Origin of the sequence: Sphingopyxis sp. (genome assembly GCF_035998965.1) — a bacterium.
Classification (GTDB): domain Bacteria; phylum Pseudomonadota; class Alphaproteobacteria; order Sphingomonadales; family Sphingomonadaceae; genus Sphingopyxis.
In genome coordinates, this window is the sequence record NZ_DASYHE010000054.1 from 23,264 (window position 1) to 42,590 (window position 19,327).

The following is a 19,327-nucleotide window of genomic DNA, read 5'->3' on the forward strand; positions in this document are numbered from 1 at the left end:
ACGCTAGCCCTGCGCGGCCAGCATCTCGCCCATTTTCTCCCAGACTTTGTTGATCGCCTTGAGCGGGCGGACCATCACCTTGAAATCCATAATCTTTCCGTCGTCATTCCAGCGGATGATATCGACGCCGTTGATGTGGATGCCGTCGAGGGTGGTGGCGAATTCCAGCATCGCCTGGTCGCCGTCAATAATCTCGCGCTCGTAGCGGAAATCGTCGCCGCCGAGGACATGGCTGGCGGCATGAAGATAAGCGAACACCTTGTCGCGGCCCGCCTGCGGTGAATGGACGACGGGCGAGTGAAACACGGCATCCTCGGCGAGCATGTCGCGGAGTGCCTGCGGATCGCCGCCGCCCTCCATATAGGCATGCCAGGCCGCGATACCCCTATGGGCAAGATCGGCGGCGTTCATGCCAGATGCTCGGCGAAAAAGGCCTTGGTGCGGCCATCGGCGAGCTGCGCGCCCGCCTCGTCGCGGCGATTGCCACTGGTGGCGGCAAAGCCGTGGTCGAGCCCTTCATAGTCGTGGAGGGTGACCTTGGGATGCGAATCCAGCCCCTCGTGCATCTTCGCCTGCGCCTCGGGACCGACGAGATGGTCGGCGGTCGGGATATGCAGCATCAACGGATGCGCGATGGCATGGCTTTCACCCAGCATCTGGTCGATCATCACCCCATAATAGCCGACCGATGCGTTCACGTCGGTGCGCGCCGCGGCCATATAGGCCAGCCGTCCGCCAAGGCAGAAGCCGACGCAGCCGACCTTGGTCGCGCCCTGCGCGTGGAGCCAGCGGATCGCCGCCTCGATGTCCTTGACCCCGTCGTCGGCGTCATATTGGCCGAAATAGCCGAAGGCTTCGTTCAGTTCTGCCTCGACATCGGGATCAAGTTCGACGCCCGGCGCAAAGCGCCAGAACAGGTCGGGCGCAATCGCCAAATAGCCTTGCGCCGCCCAATCGTCGCATTTTTCCCGAATCCCGCTATTCACCCCGAAAATTTCGGGAATGACGATGATCGCGCGCGACGAATCGGCATCGGGGCGCGCGACATAGGCGGGGATGGCATTCGTCCAGTCGAGCGCGGGGATCGTGATGTTCGTCGCGGACATGTGGGGGGTTCCTGACTCTTGCTAAATGGCGTTGAAAGCGCGAAGCTAGCGGGGCTGCGGGCGTGGCTCAAGCGGCTTACCGGTTTATCGGGGCGGAGACAGGCGATGAAGTTCAATATCGAGATCGATTGCACCCCGCAGGAAGCACGGCAGCTGTTCGGCCTGCCCGATCTGGAGCCGCTGCACGATGTCTATCTCGACCGCGTCAAGGACTTGATGGCGAAGGGGATTACCCCCGACATGGTGCAGGCGATGGTGAAGACCTGGGTGCCGATGGGCGAGAGCGGGCTGGGGTTGGTCCAGTCGCTGCTCGGCCAATTCGGCGGCGGGCTGATGGGCGGCGCGAGCAAATCGGCCGAGACGGACGACGACAAGCCGGCGCGAGGGCGCAAGAGCTGAATCAAGAAAGCCTCAACGACACGATTTTTGCCCTGTCGAGCGGGATGCCGCCGGCGGCGATTGCGGTCGTGCGGATCAGCGGGGCGCAGGCGGGTGCGGCGTTGCAGGCGCTGGCCGGGCATTTGCCTGCGGCGCGGCGGGCGACGCTGGTGGATCTCACGACCATCGACGGAGAACCCCTCGATCGCGCGCTGATCCTGTGGTTTCCCGGTCCCGCGACAGCGACGGGCGAAGATCTCGCCGAGCTGCACCTTCACGGCGGTCGTGCAGTGGTGGCGGCGGTCGAAGCGGCGCTGGGTGAGCTGCCGGGATTACGGCGTGCCGAAGCGGGAGAATTTACCCGGCGCGCGTTCCTCAATGGGCGGGTCGACCTGGCGGAGGCGGAAGGACTGGCCGACCTGCTCGCGGCAGAGACCGAGAGCCAGCGGGTGCAGGCGCTCGGTATGGCAAGCGGGCATGTGTCGCGGGCGGTTGCGGTTTGGCAGGACCGGCTGCTGACGCTGATGGCGGAGGCCGAGGCGGAGCTGAATTTTGCCGATGAGGATGATGTGGAAGTTGGCGAAGTTGTCACTCTAAAGTTGATCGTTGGAATGACGGCTTTGGCGGACGAGTTGGGGCAGTGGTTGGCGCGGCCCGCGGCGGAGGTGATTTCGGAGGGGTTGTCGGTGGTGATCGCGGGGCCACCGAATGCCGGAAAATCCACACTTATCAATGCTTTAGTGCAAAGGGAGCTAGCGATCGTATCACCGGTGGCGGGGACGACGCGCGATGTGATCGAGACGCCATTGGCGCTCGACGGGATTGCGATGCGCTTTTCGGATACGGCAGGGCTGCGCGGAGAAAGTGCCGATGCGATCGAAATGATCGGTATCGATCGCGCGAAGGCGGCGGTCGAGGGGGCGGATATTCTGCTCTGGTTGGGGGCGCCAAAGGATGTCCCGAACCACCCGCGCGCGATCCTGATTGCGGCGCAGGCCGACCGATGGCGCGGCGATGCGGCGGCCGAGGCCGAGGCGGCGCGGTGCGATCTGACGCTGTCGGCGGCGACGGGCGAGGGGATGGCGGCGCTGCATCGCATGATTGTCGAGATGGCGCGGACGTTGTTGCCACGCGAGGGCGAAGCGGCGTTGCGCCAGCGCCAGCGCGCCGCGCTCGGCGAGGCGCGCGATTGGCTGCTGATTGCACCGGGCTCACGCGAGGCGTCCGACCTGATCCTGCTTGCCGAGCGACTGCGGCTCGCGAGCGGGGCGCTGGATCGGATCACCGGGCGAGCGGGGGTAGAAGATATGCTCGACACCTTGTTCGGACGTTTCTGCATCGGGAAATGATGTTCCACGTGGAACAGCGATTTTGAGCCAATTCGGTGCAACCCCAATTTCTCACACAAAGACACAAAGATGGCGCGTTCGCTAGCAGGCTGACGCGCCATCTTTGTGTCTTTGTGTGAGATTACGACAGCGCTTCGCGCTGTGGATTTCATAGCCGCTTTCGGCTATGCGCCGACCCAATCATGCACAGCAGCACAATATATGATGTCATCGTCGTCGGCGGTGGCCACGCCGGGACCGAGGCCGCGGCGGCCGCGGCGCGGCTTGGCGCGCGGGTGGCACTGGTCAGTTTTGATCCGGCGCTGATCGGGACGATGTCGTGCAACCCGGCGATCGGGGGGCTCGGCAAGGGGCATCTGATGCGCGAAGTCGACGCGCTCGACGGGTGGATGGCGCGCGCGGCGGATAGCGCAGCGATCCATTACCGGATGCTCAATGCGTCAAAAGGCGCGGCGGTGCAGGGGCCACGGATCCAGGCCGATCGGACGCGCTATCGCGATGCGATCCAGCAGCTGCTCGCCGCCGAGGATGGCATTACGGTGATTGCAGGTGAAGCGGCGGCGCTGCGGCTATCCGATAATAGCGCGGTGGTTGAAGGGCTTGAGCTGGGAGACGGTACGGCGCTGACCGCGCCCGCCGTCGTGCTGGCGACCGGCACCTTCCTGGGCGGACGGATGTTTCGCGGCGAGGAGCGGATGGTCGGCGGGCGCATTGGTGAGGACGGCGCGCATCGGCTCGCCGAGCAGCTGCGCGCGGCCGATCTGCCGATGGCAAGGCTCAAGACCGGGACGCCGCCGCGGCTGGACGGACGGACGATCGACTGGTCGAGGCTGGAAGAACAGCCTTCGGATGGCGGTGCTTGGACCTGTTCCACGTGGAACAGTGCGCGGACGGTGCCGCAGATATTCTGTGCGATCACGCGCACCAACGCCCGTTCGCACGCCATCATCGCCGATAATCTGCATCGTTCGCCGCTTTTCACCGGCGCGATCGGCGCAGCAGGACCGCGTTATTGCCCGTCGATCGAGGACAAGATCCACCGCTTTGCCGATCGCGACGGGCATCAAGTGTTTCTGGAGCCCGAGGGGCTCGACACGCACCTTGTCTATCCAAACGGAATTTCCACCTCGTTGCCCGCCGACGTCCAGCTGAGCATGCTGCGGACGATGGAGGGGTTGGAGGCGGTCGAGATGGTCGTGCCGGGCTATGCGGTCGAATATGACCATATCGACCCGCGCGCGCTCGACCGGACATTGCAGGTGCGTGTGATGCCCGGGCTCTATTGCGCGGGGCAGATCAACGGCACGACGGGGTATGAAGAGGCGGCGGCCCAGGGGTTGATCGCCGGGGCCAATGCGGCGCTGGCGGTGCAGGGGCGCCCGCCGCTGATCCTTGATCGATCCGAATCCTATATCGGGGTGATGGTCGACGACCTGGTGCTACAGGGGGTGACCGAGCCGTACCGGATGCTGACCGCGCGCGCCGAATATCGGCTGCGGCTGCGCGCCGACAATGCGGCGACCCGGTTGACGCCGAAGGGGATTGCGCTGGGGCTGGTGCGTCCGGCGACGGCGACGCGATTCGCGGCGCGGCAGGCGGCGCGCGCCGAAGCCGAGGCCTTGCTCGCGGTGCCGGTCACCAGCGCGGATTATGGCGGAATCGGCATGAGCATTCCGGGCGACGGCATCGCGCGGACGCGGGTCGAGTTGCTACGCTTTCCTGATGTGACGGTGGCAACTTTGGCGAAGCTGGCGCCCGAGCTGGGTGCGATAGATCCGACGATCTTGGCCGAGCTGGTCGAGGATGCGCATTATGCGCCTTATATTGCCCGGCAGGATGCCGAACTGCGGTCGCTGGCGGCGAATGAGGCGATCAGCCTTGATCCGGCGCTGGATTATGCTGCGATCGGCGGGCTGTCGCGCGAGATGGTCGAGCGGCTGGGCAAGGCGCGGCCGGAGACATTGGGGCAAGCGGCGCGCATCGATGGGGTGACGCCGGCGGCACTGACCGCGATCATGGTGCATAGTCGGCGGCGGGCGGCTTGAGGCCGCAACGGCGGGATCTTGAAATCTCACACGAAGGCACAAAGAGGGCGGTTTTGGCCTGGGCAATAGGATGCGGGTTTCGCGCGAAGCGCCATACCGATCGGTGTCTCGACTTCGCTCGACACGAACGGAAATTGAGGTGAGTGACCATGCCTGTGAAGCACGTGGGGTTGTGCCTGACGCGACATCATAGTGTCTTTGTGTGAGGAATTTTTTGGCTCACGCAAAGGCGCAAAGGCGCGAAGAAGGTAGGCGGGATTCTTGCTTTCGCGGGAATGCCGAATGGAAAGAAAAAGATGGATAGTGCCGACGCGATACTGGGCAGCGAACAGGCTGCGCGCGATTGGATGGCGGCGACCTTTGCTCCGTCGGCAGATCAATGGATGCGGCTGGAGCAGTTTGCGAAAATGCTTCTCGCCGAGAGTGCGCAGCAGAATCTGATCGCCGCATCGACGATTCCGATCTTGTGGGTGCGGCATATTGCCGACAGCGCGCAGTTGCTGGCGCTCGATCGCGATCGCAATGGTCTGTGGCTCGATCTGGGGAGTGGGCCGGGGTTGCCGGGGCTCGTCGTCGCGCTGCTGAGCGAGCGGCCGATCATGCTGGTCGAATCGCGCAAGCGGCGGTGCGATTTCCTGCGCGCGGTGGTTGGTGAGCTAGCATTGGCGCATGTCGAAGTCGTCGAAGCGCCGCTCGAACGTATCGAAACGCGCCCTGCGGCGACGATCAGCGCGCGCGCCTTTGCACCGCTCGACAAGCTTATCGACTTATCCGCCCGTTTTTCCACCGAATCGACGCGGTGGCTGCTGCCAAAGGGGCGAAATGCGGTTAAGGAACTGGCGTTGTTGCCGCAGCCGTGGCAGAATCTGTTTCACGTGGAACAAAGCCTAACCGACGCTGACAGCCAGATCTTGGTCGGTACCGGTCAAATCACGGACAAGAAACGAGGAAAAGCATGATCCGCATTTGCGTGGCGAACCAGAAGGGCGGGGTTGGCAAGACGACGACCGCGATCAACCTGGCGACCGCACTTGCGGCGACCGGCTGGCGGACGCTGATCATCGACCTCGATCCGCAGGGCAATGCTTCGACCGGGCTGGGGATCAAGCAGGCCCAGCGCGAGTATTCGAGCTACGAGCTGCTGCGCGGTGATGCGACGCTGCGCGAATGCGCGATCCCGACCGCGGTGCCGCGGCTCGACATCGTCCCGGCTACGGTCGACCTGTCGGGCGCCGAGATCGAACTGATCGAATTTCAGGATCGGCTGCACCGGATGCAGCAGGCGCTGTCAGGTCCGGACGCGGCGCAATGGGATATCTGCCTGATTGATTGCCCGCCGTCGCTGGGAATGCTGACGCTGAACGCGCTGATCGCGGCCGAATCGCTGATCGTGCCGCTGCAATGCGAGTTTTTTGCGCTGGAAGGATTGAGCCAGCTGCTCACGACGGTCGAGCGAGTGCGCGAGCGGTTCAACCAGAAATTGTCGATCCTGGGCGTCGCACTGACGATGTTCGACCGCCGCAACCGGTTGACCGACCAGGTGTCGGACGATGTGCGCGAGGTGCTGGGGCCGGTGGTGTTCGAAACGGTGATCCCGCGCAACGTTCGTTTGTCCGAGGCGCCGAGCCATGGCCTGCCGGCGCTGATCTATGATCATCGCTGCGCCGGGTCGGCGGCCTACATCGCATTGGCGCGCGAACTGATCGATCGCCTGCCCAATGTCCGCAAGGCTGCATAAATGACTGATAAAAAAGACGAAACTGGAGCATCGTCGGCACGCAAGCGGCCGTCGGGGCTGGGGCGCGGGCTGAACGCGCTGTTCGGCGACGTAGCCGCCGAAGCGCCGGTGCTCGCGACGACGGGAAGTGCGGCAAAGGCGGCGCCGACGGTGTCGGGCGACGCGGTGCAGCATGTGCCGCTGGGTGCGATTCGTCCGTTGCCCGGCCAGCCGCGGCGCCATTTCGACGATAATGCAATTTCCGAACTCGCCGATTCGATCGGGCTGCGCGGGCTGTTGCAGCCGATCATCGTCCGCCGCGCGCCCGATGGCGACGGCTATCAGCTGGTGGCGGGCGAACGGCGCTGGCGCGCGGCGCAGCGCGCCGGGCTGCACCAGATTCCGGCGCTGGTCCGCGAACTCGACGATGCCGCGACCTATGAAATCGCGCTGGTCGAGAATATCCAGCGGCAAGACCTGAATGCGATCGAAGAGGCGGGCGCCTATCGCCGCCTGATCGACGATTTTGGGCATAATCAGGAAGCATTGGCCAAGCTGGTCGGCAAATCGCGCAGCCATGTCGCGAATCTGATGCGGCTGCTCGACCTGCCCGACGCGGTGCAGGCGCTCGTCGGCGACGGATCGCTGGCGATGGGGCATGCGCGCGCGCTGATCGGCGCCGCCGATGCCGAAGCGATCGCGCGGCGGGTGATCAAGGAAGGCCTGTCGGTGCGCACGGTCGAGGCGCTGGTCCGCGACGGCAAGGGCGGCGGGCGCAAGGCGCCGCTGGAATATAAGAGCATGGACGGCGTCGGACGCGATCCCGACATCGTCGCGGTCGAGCGCCATCTGTCGGAATTGCTCGGCATCGGGGTGGCGATTCAATATGCGGGCGGCGGCAAGGGCAATCTGACGCTGAAGTTCGCGTCGCTCGACCAGCTTGATATGATCTGCCAGCGATTGAGCGGCGAGGCGATTTGAAGCTTGCCCGTCATCCGGGCCGTCGCCCGCATGACGATTGGGCCGTGCGAATCGATCCGGCGCCGTTTTCTGCCTTCTATGCGATGCTGTCCGCCGCGCGCTTAATTTGTGCCAGTCCGGGCCGTTAAAGAAAGACGGGCGGTCCCCACGACCCTCTCAACATCAGGCTAAAATCCTGATTTCGCTCGCTTACCATGGGTAAGGCGGGCCAATTCCTACTGCGCTGTTAACCAAGCTTGCTGGCAAAGGCTGAACCTGTCGCCCGCTAAACAGGTCGGCGAATGGGGTGGGATATCCATTCGCGTTTCGACAATCAGTTTTCGAATTCAAGGGACCAAACATATGCGCAAATTTGGAATGAAGCGCGCCATCGTCGGCGCCGCGATTGCTGCCCTCGCCATGAACGCTTCGGCGGCCCATGCGGCTTCGGCAACGGGTACGGCCACGGCCAAGATCCTGCGTCAGATCACGCTGACCAACACCAGCGCCCTGCAATATGCCACGATCATCAGCGGCGCGACTGCTTCGACGGTGGCGGTGACGACGGCTGGTGCGCGCACCTGCGGCGCAGGCCTGACCTGCACCGGCACCACGACGGCGGCAAACTTCGACGTCCAGGGCACCAGCGGGGCGGTCGTTCTCGTCGGCGGCGATTCGAGCGTCACGCTCAACGGTTCGCTGGGCGGCACGATGGCATCGACGCTGACCTATTCGGCGGCGAACATCACGCTCGGCACCACCGGCGGCAGCTTCCAGGTCGGCGGCACGCTCAGCGTCGGCGCCAACCAGACCGCGGGCGACTATACCGGCACGTTCAACGTGACCGCCAACTACCAATAAGGTGGGGGATATGGCGGGCGGAAGCGCCCGTCAGCCAATCAGGGGTCGCCGGGCGCAGGTCTGGCGGCCCCTTTTCCATGCGCGGGGTCCAAGCCGCGGGCATGGTTAGCGAAATATCAACCATGTTGGCGCAGGCAGGATGCGACCATCGGAAGGGTGTGGGCCTTTCCGGACAAACGATTGTGGGGATCGTATCCATGTTGCGCTTTTTCAAAGGCTTCGGCCTGCTTTCTGTCGTTTTGCTCGGCGCTGTGACGGTGCCGGTTCAGGCGGCGGGTGACCTGCTCGTCGCGCCGACGCGTGTCGTTCTCGACGGATCGCGCGGCACCGAGGTGGTGCTGAACAATATCGGGTCAGAACCGGCGACCTATCGCATCAGCCTGGAGATCAAGCGGATGACCGCAGCGGGCGGGCTCGACGAGATCGCCGAGGCCGATGTCACGCCCGCCGAGCGCACGGCGCTCGACATGATCGCCTTCAGCCCGCGCCGCGTCACCCTGCCGCCCAACCAGCCGCAGGTGATCCGCGTCGGGGTGCGTATTCCCGAAGGTACGCCGCCGGGCGAATATCGCGCGCATATGCTGTTCCGCGCCGTGCCCGATGCAGCGCCCGCCGTGGCGGCTGACCCGGCGAAACCGGCCGCGACCGGCGTGTCGATCGCGCTGATCCCGATTTACGGCATCACCATCCCGGTGATCGTCCGTGTCGGCGATCTGGGCGCCGAAGCGGTGATCGGCGAGGCGTGGGTCGGCGACACGCCCGATGGCCCGGCGTTCAATTTCGGGCTGACGCGGACAGGCAATCGCTCGGTCTACGGCGATATCGAAGTGACGCGGCCGGGGGTGAGCGAACCCTTGCTCGTGGCGCGCGGCATCGCGGTCTATCCCGAGGTCGGCGCGCGCGAGGTTTCGCTCCGCGTGCCGCCCGAACTCGCCGCAAAGCTCAAAGGGCCGGTGCGCATCCGCTATAGCGAGGACCGCGAAATCGGCGGCGGGACGATCGACGAGGCCGAACGGGTGGTGAAGTGACGGGTTAAGGACGGGGCGAAAGCCTAAGCCGTGATCCGCGCGGCGCTGACCCGATGGAAACCGGCGGTCCTCGCCGGACTGGCGCTGGTGGGGCTCGTTCCCGCTGGCGCGCAGGCCGTTGATAAAGCGCCAGTTTCGCTGGCGACGGACGGCTGGGCGCCGAACGAGGACGACAGCTGGCTGTTCGACATGCGGTCGGGGCAATATCGGCTGGGCGACGGAGTGCGCGGGTACCAGACGCCGCAGGGGGTGTGCGTCGACCTCGCCGATGTCGTGCTCGCGCTCGACCTGGCGGTGCGCATCGACAAGAAGTTGCGCCGCGCAACCGGCTGGGTGTTCGACGAACGTCGCAGCCTGACGATCGACCGCGACGCGGGCGAAGTGCGCGCGGGGAGCCAGAGTTTCCGGCTCTCCGCCACGATGATCCGCGATACGCCCGCGGGCTGGTGCGTCGATCTGGACAGTTTGAACGCCTGGCTGGGGGTGCCGATCGTTGCCGACCTGTCGAACGCGGTGCTGCGGATCGACACCAAAGACAAGCTCCCGTTCCAGCTCGCCGCCGAACGGCGCGCCCGCGCGGCGGGGATCCGGCCGGCGGCGCAGTTCGACCTCGCGAGCCTGCCGCAGGCTTCGCGGCCGTATCAGGCGTGGGCGACCCCCTCGGTCGATGTCGTCGCCTCGGCGGGGTTCGTGTCCGACCGGCGCGGTGGTTCCTATGTTCAGGGGCGGTACGAGATTTTTGCGGCGGGCGAGGTGCTGGGGCAGAGTTTCGATGCGCGGCTGTCGTCGGATAATGAGGGCGTGCCCGACAGCCTGCGGATGCGGCTGTATCGTACCGATCCCGAAGGACGTCTGCTCGGGCCGCTGAAGGCGACGCATTATGCGGTGGGCGATGTCAGCCTGCTGTCGACTGGCGCAGTCGCGTCGTCGGCGCCCGGGCGCGGCGCGGTGGTCACCAACCGCCCGATCGAGCGTCCCGACAGTTTCGACAAAACGACCTTCCGCGGCGATCTGCCCGCCGGATGGGATGCCGAACTTTATCGCAATGGCCAATTGTTGGCGTTTACCAACCCGAATGGCGATGGCCGCTATGAATTTCTCGACGTGCCGCTGCAATATGGATCGAACCGCTTTGAAATCGTGCTGTACGGGCCGCAGGGGCAAATAAGGCGCGAGATTAAGCAGGTGCAGGTGGGGATGGGCTCGATCCCGCCCCAGCAGACCTGGTATTGGGCGGGGTTCGCGCAGGAAAATGCCGACCTGATCGAGTTCGGCGGGCGGCGGCGCGGGCCGTTCCGGCGCGGCTGGCGCGGGACGCTCGGTCTAGAGCGCGGACTCGACACGCGCACATCAATCGCGGCCTATGCCCACAGCCTGATGATCGAGGATGTCCGGCGCAACTATGCTGAGGTGGCGCTGCGCCGGTCTATCGGGCCGACCCTGTTGGAGGTCGGCGGCAGCTACGCCGACGATGGCGGCGGCGCGGTGCGCGCGAGCTGGCTCGCGGCGTTCGGCGAAACCTATATCCGCGCCGATGCAATGCGCGGCTGGAACGGCTTTGTGTCCGATCGTTTTATCAGCAATATCAATGGCCTCTATTCGATCTCGGTCGATCAGTCGGTCAAGCTGGGGCAGACCGTGCTGCCGCTGCATTTCGATGTGCGCCACATCGAACGGCGATCGGGCATCGACAGCATCGAGGCCAGTGCGCGCGCGTCGGCGAGTTTCCGCGCGCTGACCTTTACCGGGCAACTCGACTGGAGCCGCACCAAGGCGCCGATCGGTCCCGATCCGCCCGACAATCTGACCGCCAGCCTGCTCGCCAATGCCAGGATCGGGCGCGTCCGCCTGCGTGGTGAGGCGCGCTTTGCGCTGTCAGGCGACAGCAGCGATACGCGCGTGGCGCTGGTCGGCGAATGGGCGGGGAAGGGCGAGGCCGAATGGCGCGCCGAACTTGGCTATGACCGCGGGCTCGAACGCGCGCGCGTCGGTGCCGGATATACGCGCCGTTTCAATCGGTTACAGCTGAGCGGTTTCGGCGAAGTGGCGAGCGATGGATCGCTCGCGGCGTCGCTTTCGCTCGCCTTCAGCCTGGGGCCGAAACCTAACGGCGGCTGGCGGGTGTCGAGCGAAAAGCTGGCGAGCCGCGGCCAGGTGATCGCCGATGTGTGGATGGACGACAATGGCGACGGCATCCGCCAGCCGGGCGAAGCCGCGCTGGCGGGCGTGCCGCTGACCGCGGGCAACGCCTATGTTGAAGCCGCGACCGACAAGGACGGCCGCGGGACGATTGACGGGCTGGAGCCGTTCCGGCCGGTGCTGATCGGCATCGACGCCGGCAGCCTGCCCGATCCCTATGTCCAGCCCGCGCTGCCCGGCGTGGTCGTGTCGCCGCGCCCCGGCGTTGCGACGCGCGTGTCGCTGCCGATGGCGGCGGCGGGGGAGATCGAGGGTGTGGTGCGGCGCGACGGCGGCAACCCGGTCGAGGGGCTGGCACTCGAACTGGTCGATGCCGAAGGCCGGGTGCGGGCGACGACGCTGACCGAGTTCGATGGCTATTTCCTGTTCGAAAGCGTGGCTTATGGGCGCTATACGGTGCGGCTGGGCAAGGCGTCGGCGGCGGCGCTCCGGCTCGATGGCGGTTTTGGAGTCGCCGCGGTTCCGGGCAAGGCAATGCCGCGGGTGCGGCTGGGCACGCTGGCGCTGAAGCCGTTGCGGCGCGATGTGGCGGTGCAGGAGGAAGCGGTGACGGGCGAAGGCAACGGTGCACGCGGGCCGCCGGGGGCACCGCCCGATGGCGAAGCAGCCTTGGTAGATTCGACCATATTGCCCGGCGTCATCTGACGCGAACAAGACATAAAGAAATCTTTATATCCTTGTTGACATGGCTACCGGTCGCGCTAGGTTGGCGATCGTCGAGGTTCTTTACGTCGCCGCGCGGCGTAAAGCTAAGACGGGAAGCCGGTGAAAAACCGGCGCTGCCCCCGCAACTGTAAGCGGTGAGCGGCGGTCGATACGTGTCACTGGTTCGCAAGGAGCCGGGAAGGCCAGACCGCCGTGCTGATCCGTGAGCCAGGAGACCTGCCTCGTCAGATACGTCCTCCGGCGGGGTGTCCGGTCAGGTCGCATGCATGGCTGCGCCCGACCCTTGCTTCGCGGGCGCAGAGCACCGTGTTCGTGCGTCTGTCTGTCGCCCTTGCCCTTTTGCAAGGTGCCAAACATGACTGTCAGCGTCGCCACTCTCGGTTTTCCCCGCATCGGTCTGCGCCGTGAGCTCAAATTCGCGCTTGAAAGCTATTGGTCCGGCAAGTCGTCTCTTGCCATGCTTCAGACCGCAGCGTCGGGTCTCCGCGTGGCGGGCTGGGCGCGGCAGAAGGCGCTCGGAGCCGATATCCTGCCCTCGAACGACTTTTCGCTCTACGACCATGTTCTCGACACCAGCGCGCTGATTGGAGCGATTCCGGCGCGCTACGACTGGTCCGGCGATACCGTCGGGGCCGACACCTATTTCGCGATGGCACGCGGCGCGCAGGGGCCATCGGCTTGCGGTCACAACCACGACACCACCGCGCAGGAAATGACCAAATGGTTCGACACCAATTATCATTTCATGGTCCCCGAACTCGCCGCGGGCCAGACGTTCAAGGTCGCCTCGACCAAGATTTTCGACGAATTTGAGGAAGCAAAGGCGCTTGGTTATCAGACGCGTCCCGTCCTCCTTGGCCCGGTCAGCTATCTGATGCTCGCCAAGGGCAAGGCGGTCGAGCCGCTTGCGTTGCTGCCGCAGTTGCTCGACGTTTACGCCGAAATCCTGTCGCGCCTTGCAAAAGCGGGCGCCGAGTGGGTTCAGATTGACGAGCCGTGCCTCGTGCTCGACCTGTCCGACGAACAACGCACCGCATTCGAGCGCGCCTACGCCCGCCTTGCGACGCGCGGACCAAAGCTGATGCTCACGACATATTTCGGCGGCCTTGGCGACAATCTTGACCTGGTTGCCGACCTGCCGGTCCACGGCCTGCACCTCGATCTTGTCCGTGCCCCCGGTCAGCTCGAACCCGCGCTGGCAAAGCTTCAGCCGCACGTGCTGCTCTCGCTCGGCATCATCGACGGGCGCAATGTCTGGCGCGCCAACCTTCCCGATCTCTACTGGCGCTTCAAGGAGCTCGCCGGAAAACGCGACCTGATCCTCGCACCGAGTTGCTCGCTGCTTCACCTCCCCGTCGATCTCGCGCTCGAAACGGCGCTCGATCCCGAGATCGCCCAATGGCTGGCTTTCGCGATCCAAAAGATTGAAGAACTTGCCGCGCTCGCCAAGGCGCTGAACGAGGGCGAGGATGCCAGTTTTGCCGCCTTCTCGGCATCGCGCATCGCTGCCGTCGCACGGCAGACTTCGCCCAGGATCCACGATCCCGCCGTCGCCGCCCGCCTCGCCGCGCTCGATGACGCCGCGACGCACCGCGCCTCGCCCTTCGCTGCGCGTCGCGACGCCCAGCAGTCGCGGCTTGCCCTCCCCGCCTATCCGACCACGACGATCGGTTCGTTCCCGCAAACCCCCGAGGTCCGCAAGGCGCGAGCCGCCTATATCAAGGGCGAGATCGACGCCGCCGCTTATGATCAATATCTGCGCGTTGAAACGCGCGCCGCGGTCAAGTGGCAAGAGGACATCGGCCTCGACGTCCTTGTCCACGGCGAGTTCGAGCGCAACGACATGGTACAATATTTCGGCGAGCAGCTGTCTGGCTTTGCCTTCACCCGCGCCGGTTGGGTGCAAAGCTATGGCTCGCGCTGCGTCCGCCCCCCGATCCTTTATGGCGACGTCGCGCGCCCCGCACCGATGACGGTTGCGTGGTGGCGCTACGCGCAGGATCAGACCGACTTGCCCGTTAAGGGCATGCTCACCGGCCCCGTGACCATCCTCAACTGGTCATTCGTCCGCGACGACCAGCCGCGCGCGGCGAGCTGCCGCCAGATTGCGCTGGCGATCCGCGACGAAGTACGGGATCTGGAGGCCGCCGGAGCCGCGATCATCCAGATCGATGAGGCGGCACTGCGCGAAGGCCTGCCGCTGCGCCGCGCCGAATGGCAGCAATATCTGGACTGGGCGGTCGAAAGCTTTCGCATTGCATCGTCGGGCGTGCGCGACGAGACGCAGATTCACACGCATATGTGCTATTCGGAGTTCAACGACATCATCCGCGCGATCGGCGCGATGGACGCCGACGTCATCTCGATCGAGACTGCGCGTTCGCAGATGGACTTGCTCGATGCGTTTGCCTCTTATGCTTATCCGAACGAAGTCGGCCCCGGCGTCTATGATATCCACAGTCCGCGCATCCCCGCGACAAGCGAGATGACCGACCTGCTGACGCTGGCGGGCAAACATTTGCCGCCGCAGCAAATCTGGGTGAACCCCGATTGTGGGCTCAAAACGCGCAAATGGGACGAGGTGCGCCCGGCGTTGGTGGCGATGGTCGCGGCGGCCAAATCCATGCGTAACAGCGCCCGCATCAAGGAAGCGTATGATGCAAACTGAACCCAGGATTCCCGACGGCCAGCCGGCGGTGCGCGTCACGGCGATGCCCGCCAATGCCAATGTCTATGGCGACATTTTCGGCGGCTGGCTGATGGCGCAGATGGATCTGGCGGCGTCGTCGGTAGCGTCGCGCCACGCACGCGGCCGTGCGGTGACGATTTCGGTGGAAGGCATGACCTTCCACCGTCCGGTCTTTGTCGGCGACGAGGTTTCGGTGTTCGCCCGTCTAGCCAAGGTCGGGCGGACGTCGATGCACGTCGAGGTCGAAGCGTGGGCCCGCGACCGCCACGCCGATGTGGATAGCAGGGTCACCCAGGCGGTGTTCATTTTCGTCGCAGTGGGGCCGGACCGGCGACCGCGGCCCGTGACGCCCATCGCCGCCGTTTAGCCAGCGGCATATTCAGACAGCCAAATTAACTACTTTTTATCCATGATTGGCCACAGCGGAAGGGAGCATGAATTTGCCTGTGGGGAAGTCAATCAATGTCCGATCTATCCGGTTCGCCGACAAACCGCCCGACCAGTGTCGATGTTGCCGTCATCGGCGCCGGGCCGGCCGGATTGACCGCGGCCTATCAGCTGACACAATTGGGGTACCGGGTGACGGTGATCGAGAAGGATCCGGTCTATGTCGGCGGGATCAGCAGGACGGTCGAGCATGACGGTTTCCGCTTCGACATCGGCGGGCATCGCTTTTTTTCGAAAAGCCGCGAAGTCGTCGATCTGTGGAACGAGATTTTGCCCGACGATTTCATCGAGCGCCCGCGGATGAGCCGCATCTATTACGAAGGCAAATTCTATTCCTATCCGCTGCGCGCCTTTGAGGCGCTGTGGAACTTGGGCGTCGTCCGCTCGACCCTCTGCATGGTGAGCTATGCCAAGGCAAAGCTGTTGCCGAACAAGAATGTGCGCAGTTTCGAGGACTGGACGATCAACCAGTTCGGGCGGAAGCTCTATTCGATCTTTTTCAAGACCTATACCGAAAAGGTGTGGGGCATGCCGTGCGACGAAATGTCGGCGGACTGGGCGGCGCAGCGCATCAAGGGGCTTTCGCTAGGCGGGGCGGTGATTGACGGGCTGAGGCGCAGCCTGGGGCTCAACAAACGGCCGAATGACGGCATGGCGACCAAGACTCTGCTCGAAACCTTTCGCTATCCGCGGCTTGGCCCGGGCATGATGTGGGACGCGGCGCGCGACAAGGTCGTCGCGGGCGGCAATCATGTGTTGATGGCGCACAGTTTCAAACAGCTGACGCAGGATCAGGTAAGCTGTCGCTGGCGGCTGACCGCGAACGGTCCCGATGGCGACGTCGTGATCGACGCGGCGCATGTCATCAGCTCGGCGCCGATGCGCGAGCTGGCGGCGCGGATCCATCCGTTGCCCGCCTGCGCGCTCAACGCCGCGCCGCAGCTGAAATATCGTGACTTTTTGACCGTCGCGCTCAAGATCCGGTCGGAGGATCTGTTCCCCGACAATTGGATCTATATCCACGACAGCAAGGTGCAGGTCGGCCGGGTGCAGAATTTCCGCAGCTGGTCGCCCGAAATGGTTCCCGACCCCGAACTCGCGTGCGTTGGCCTGGAGTATTTCTGCTTCGAGGGCGACGGGCTGTGGGCATCGAGCGACGACGAGCTGATTGCGCTGGCCACCAAGGAAATGGCGATCCTGGGGCTGTGCGATCCCGAGGATGTTGTGGGCGGCGCGGTGGTGCGGCAGGAAAAGGCCTATCCGGTCTATGACGACGACTATGCCGCGCATGTCGAGACAATGCGCAGCGAGCTGGAGGCGCGCTATCCGACGCTGCATATGGTCGGGCGCAACGGCATGCACCGCTACAACAACCAGGATCATGCAATGATGACCGCGATGCTGACGGTGCGCAATATCGTCGCGGGCGAGCGGGTGTACGACATCTGGGGCGTCAACGAGGATGCCGAATATCACGAAAGCGGCACCGAGGGCGAACAGGCGGCGCTGGCATCGGTGCGCGACGTTCCCGCGCGCGTGCCGAAAGCTGCCTGAGGCGTTGGCCAAAGGCGCTTTTGCCATGCTGCCCATTTCCAAATTGATCGGATCGATCCGCCGCGGCGAAATTCGCTGGCTGAACTATTTGCTCGCCAGCGTGCTCGCGCTGGGGAGCGATGCGGCGCTGTTCCTGCTGCTGCTCGATTCGGGGTTGGCGCCGGTCGCGGCGTCGGCGGTCGGCTATTGCGCCGGGATATTGGTTCACTGGCTGGTGTCGAGCCGCCTCGTCTTTGCCGACGGCGCCGCGGCGCGCGGCACGGGTGAACGGCACCGCCAGAAGATGTTGTTTGTCGGATCGGCGCTGGTCGGGCTTGCCGTCACGACGGCCATCGTCGGCACCGGCAGCGCGTTGGGGCTCGATCCCCGCCTCGCCAAGCTCGCGGCGATCGTGGTCAGTTTCCAGACTACCTATTTGCTGCGCCGCCATATCGTTTTCCGGGCCGCCGCGGCGTGACCGACGTCGCCGTACCAGCGGCGTGTGGGGCACTGGGCGACCAGCCCGCGCCGGATGCGGACGGCAGGACGATGCCGCGCTGGCTGACCCCCATACGCATCGCGCTGCTGATCTGGGGCGCGATGAGCCTGATCGCGATCATCGCCAACTGGCCGGCGATTGTCGCGCTCGATCTGGGCGATACCGATGACGCGATGCGGATGGCCCAGGTGCGCGACCTGCTGGCCGGACAAAGCTGGTGGGATTTGTCGCAATATCGCGTCAATCCCGCGGGCGGCGGGGTGCTGATGCACTGGTCGCGGATCGTCGATGCGCCGCTGGCGGCGGGCATCCTGATCCTGAAGCCGCTGTTCGGGCAAGCGATGGCCGAACATATCGTGATGACCTTGTGGCCACCGTTGCTGGGCGCCGTGCTGAGCTTGGCCTGTGCGCTGGGCTATCGCAGCCTGTCGGATCGGCGGATCGCCTATATCGTGCCGCTGTTCCTGATCATGTCGGGCTTTATCGTGATGCAGTTTCGCCCGCTGCGGGTCGATCATCATGGCTGGCAGATCCTGCTGGCGATGCTGATCATGGGGCAGGCGCTGCGGCCCGCCAGCTGGCGGGCGGGATTGTGGGGCGGGCTGTTCGCGGCGGCGTTGCTGGCGGTGTCGATCGAAGGATTGCCGATCGTGGCGCTGTTCGCTGGACTGGCGGCGCTTCGCTGGGCGCTATATGCGCGCGATGCCGATCGCGATCGGTTGTGCGGCTATCTCGGCGCGCTTGCCGGGGGAGCGATCCTGTTGCAATTTGTCACGCGTGGTCCGCTCGGGCTGCTTGGCACCTGGTGTGATTCGCTGTCGGCGCCTTATATGGCCGCCTTTGTTGTGGCGTCGGCGGCGACCTTTGCCGTGGTGCGCGCCAACCCGGCGGCCTTGTGGGTCCGCCTGGCGTTGCTGGGCGGCGCCGGACTGGCCGCGTCGGCGGCGCTGGTGGGAACCGAGCCGCAATGTGCGAAGGGGCCTTTTGCGGCGCTCGATCCGGTCGTTGTCGATTTCTGGTATAAGAATGTCCTTGAGGGGCAGCCGTTGTGGGCATCGCGCGGTTATGACTCCATTTTTGTGCTGGTGCCGTCGCTTGTCGGTTTGATCGGATCGGTCTTGGCGTGGCGCGGCTGTGCCGGGGCTGATGACCGTAAGGCGTGGACGACGGTGATTGTGGCACTGGTGGGCGCAACGGTCATTTCGTTGCTGGTGCTGCGGAGCGTATCGACCGCCCACCTCTTTGCCTTGCCAGGCGGCGCTTGGCTTGGCCTGCGCGCCTGGGACTGGGCGCGGACGATTCAAGCGACGATTCCGCGCGTGTTGGCGTCAGCCATGGCGTCGCTGACCCTGCCGCTGCTTGGAAGTATCGCGGTTTCCGCCGCGCTTGGTGTCCTGTTCACCGATTTGCGGCCCGATCCGGGCGATGATGCAGCGGCTGCGCCATTTGCAGGAACCTGTATGGATTCAGCCGCGGTTGCGGCGCTCAATGGCTTGCCACCGACGACGATCCTGACCCCGATCGACCTGGGCGCGCCGGTGATCTTCTGGACGCGGCACCGCTTGGTGGCGACGCCGCATCACCGCAACAAGGACGCGATGGCGGACACGATCCGGGTCTTTGCAGGCGACCCCAGCCGGGCCGAGGCGCTGATCCGCAAAAATGGTGCGACGCTAGTCGTCTTTTGCCGGACGGCCAATGATTTTACGCAATATCGGCGTGCGCGGAAGGATGCGCTGGCCGCGCAGCTTTACGCCGGGAAAGCGCCGATCTGGCTGGAACCCGTGCCGATCGCATCGCGTGCCGGGCTGTCGATTTGGCGGGTGAAGCCCGCGACCATGTGACGTCTC

Annotated in this window: 16 protein-coding genes and 1 riboswitch; of the genes, 14 read left to right on the plus strand and 2 right to left on the minus strand. The window is 64.9% G+C overall.

Annotated elements, in window-relative coordinates:
- Positions 1-3: 3 nt before the first annotated feature.
- On the minus strand, positions 4-411 hold the full coding sequence (locus VGN68_RS09640) for a nuclear transport factor 2 family protein (protein WP_327476153.1): 408 nt from the start codon (positions 409-411) through the stop codon (positions 4-6).
- Complete coding sequence (locus VGN68_RS09645) at positions 408-1,106, minus strand: dienelactone hydrolase family protein (RefSeq protein WP_327476155.1); 699 nt, start codon at positions 1,104-1,106, stop codon at positions 408-410. Before VGN68_RS09645 ends, VGN68_RS09640 begins: the two co-directional genes overlap by 4 nt.
- A gap of 105 nt (positions 1,107-1,211) precedes the next feature.
- On the opposite strand from VGN68_RS09645, the gene VGN68_RS09650 reads away from it, so the two are divergent.
- From VGN68_RS09650 to VGN68_RS09715, 14 genes are all read left to right on the plus strand, one after another.
- A complete protein-coding gene (locus tag VGN68_RS09650) occupies positions 1,212-1,505 on the plus strand; it encodes a DUF6489 family protein (protein ID WP_327476157.1) in 294 nt (97 codons plus the stop codon).
- A gap of 23 nt (positions 1,506-1,528) precedes the next feature.
- The gene (gene mnmE, locus VGN68_RS09655) at positions 1,529-2,833 is read left to right on the plus strand and encodes a tRNA uridine-5-carboxymethylaminomethyl(34) synthesis GTPase MnmE (protein ID WP_327476248.1); all 1,305 of its coding nucleotides are present in this window, start codon (positions 1,529-1,531) and stop codon (positions 2,831-2,833) included.
- 182 nt (positions 2,834-3,015) lie between these two features.
- Positions 3,016-4,878: a tRNA uridine-5-carboxymethylaminomethyl(34) synthesis enzyme MnmG gene (gene mnmG, locus VGN68_RS09660; RefSeq protein WP_327476159.1), complete on the plus strand. Its 1,863-nt coding sequence runs from the start codon at positions 3,016-3,018 to the stop codon at positions 4,876-4,878.
- A 296-nt stretch (positions 4,879-5,174) separates the two neighbouring features.
- Positions 5,175-5,837, plus strand: coding sequence for a 16S rRNA (guanine(527)-N(7))-methyltransferase RsmG (gene rsmG / locus VGN68_RS09665; protein ID WP_327476161.1), 663 nt, complete (start codon positions 5,175-5,177; stop codon positions 5,835-5,837).
- Positions 5,834-6,616, plus strand: coding sequence for an AAA family ATPase (locus tag VGN68_RS09670; RefSeq protein WP_327476163.1), 783 nt, complete (start codon positions 5,834-5,836; stop codon positions 6,614-6,616). The genes rsmG and VGN68_RS09670 overlap by 4 nt, the downstream gene beginning before the upstream one ends.
- Entirely contained in the window at positions 6,617-7,576 is a 960-nt protein-coding gene (locus tag VGN68_RS09675) for a ParB/RepB/Spo0J family partition protein (RefSeq protein ID WP_327476165.1), read from the plus strand.
- A gap of 342 nt (positions 7,577-7,918) precedes the next feature.
- A complete protein-coding gene (locus VGN68_RS09680; protein ID WP_293701212.1) occupies positions 7,919-8,416 on the plus strand; it encodes a DUF4402 domain-containing protein in 498 nt (165 codons plus the stop codon).
- 197 nt (positions 8,417-8,613) lie between these two features.
- Positions 8,614-9,444, plus strand: coding sequence for a molecular chaperone (locus VGN68_RS09685; RefSeq protein WP_327476168.1), 831 nt, complete (start codon positions 8,614-8,616; stop codon positions 9,442-9,444).
- 30 nt (positions 9,445-9,474) lie between these two features.
- Positions 9,475-12,288, plus strand: a complete 2,814-nt coding sequence (locus VGN68_RS09690) for a carboxypeptidase regulatory-like domain-containing protein (RefSeq protein ID WP_327476170.1) — start codon at positions 9,475-9,477, stop codon at positions 12,286-12,288.
- A gap of 57 nt (positions 12,289-12,345) precedes the next feature.
- Positions 12,346-12,547, plus strand: a riboswitch (cobalamin riboswitch).
- Between the two features lie 117 nt (positions 12,548-12,664).
- A complete protein-coding gene (metE, locus tag VGN68_RS09695) occupies positions 12,665-14,977 on the plus strand; it encodes a 5-methyltetrahydropteroyltriglutamate--homocysteine S-methyltransferase (protein ID WP_327476172.1) in 2,313 nt (770 codons plus the stop codon).
- Complete coding sequence (locus tag VGN68_RS09700; protein ID WP_414713032.1) at positions 14,967-15,365, plus strand: acyl-CoA thioesterase; 399 nt, start codon at positions 14,967-14,969, stop codon at positions 15,363-15,365. Before metE ends, VGN68_RS09700 begins: the two co-directional genes overlap by 11 nt.
- A gap of 95 nt (positions 15,366-15,460) precedes the next feature.
- Positions 15,461-16,999 (plus strand): NAD(P)/FAD-dependent oxidoreductase, encoded by a 1,539-nt coding sequence (locus VGN68_RS09705; protein WP_327476176.1) that lies wholly within the window; start codon positions 15,461-15,463, stop codon positions 16,997-16,999.
- Positions 17,000-17,024: 25 nt separating this feature from the next.
- A complete protein-coding gene (locus tag VGN68_RS09710; protein WP_293701207.1) occupies positions 17,025-17,456 on the plus strand; it encodes a GtrA family protein in 432 nt (143 codons plus the stop codon).
- Positions 17,453-19,321: a hypothetical protein gene (locus tag VGN68_RS09715; protein WP_327476179.1), complete on the plus strand. Its 1,869-nt coding sequence runs from the start codon at positions 17,453-17,455 to the stop codon at positions 19,319-19,321. Before VGN68_RS09710 ends, VGN68_RS09715 begins: the two co-directional genes overlap by 4 nt.
- Positions 19,322-19,327: the final 6 nt, after the last annotated feature.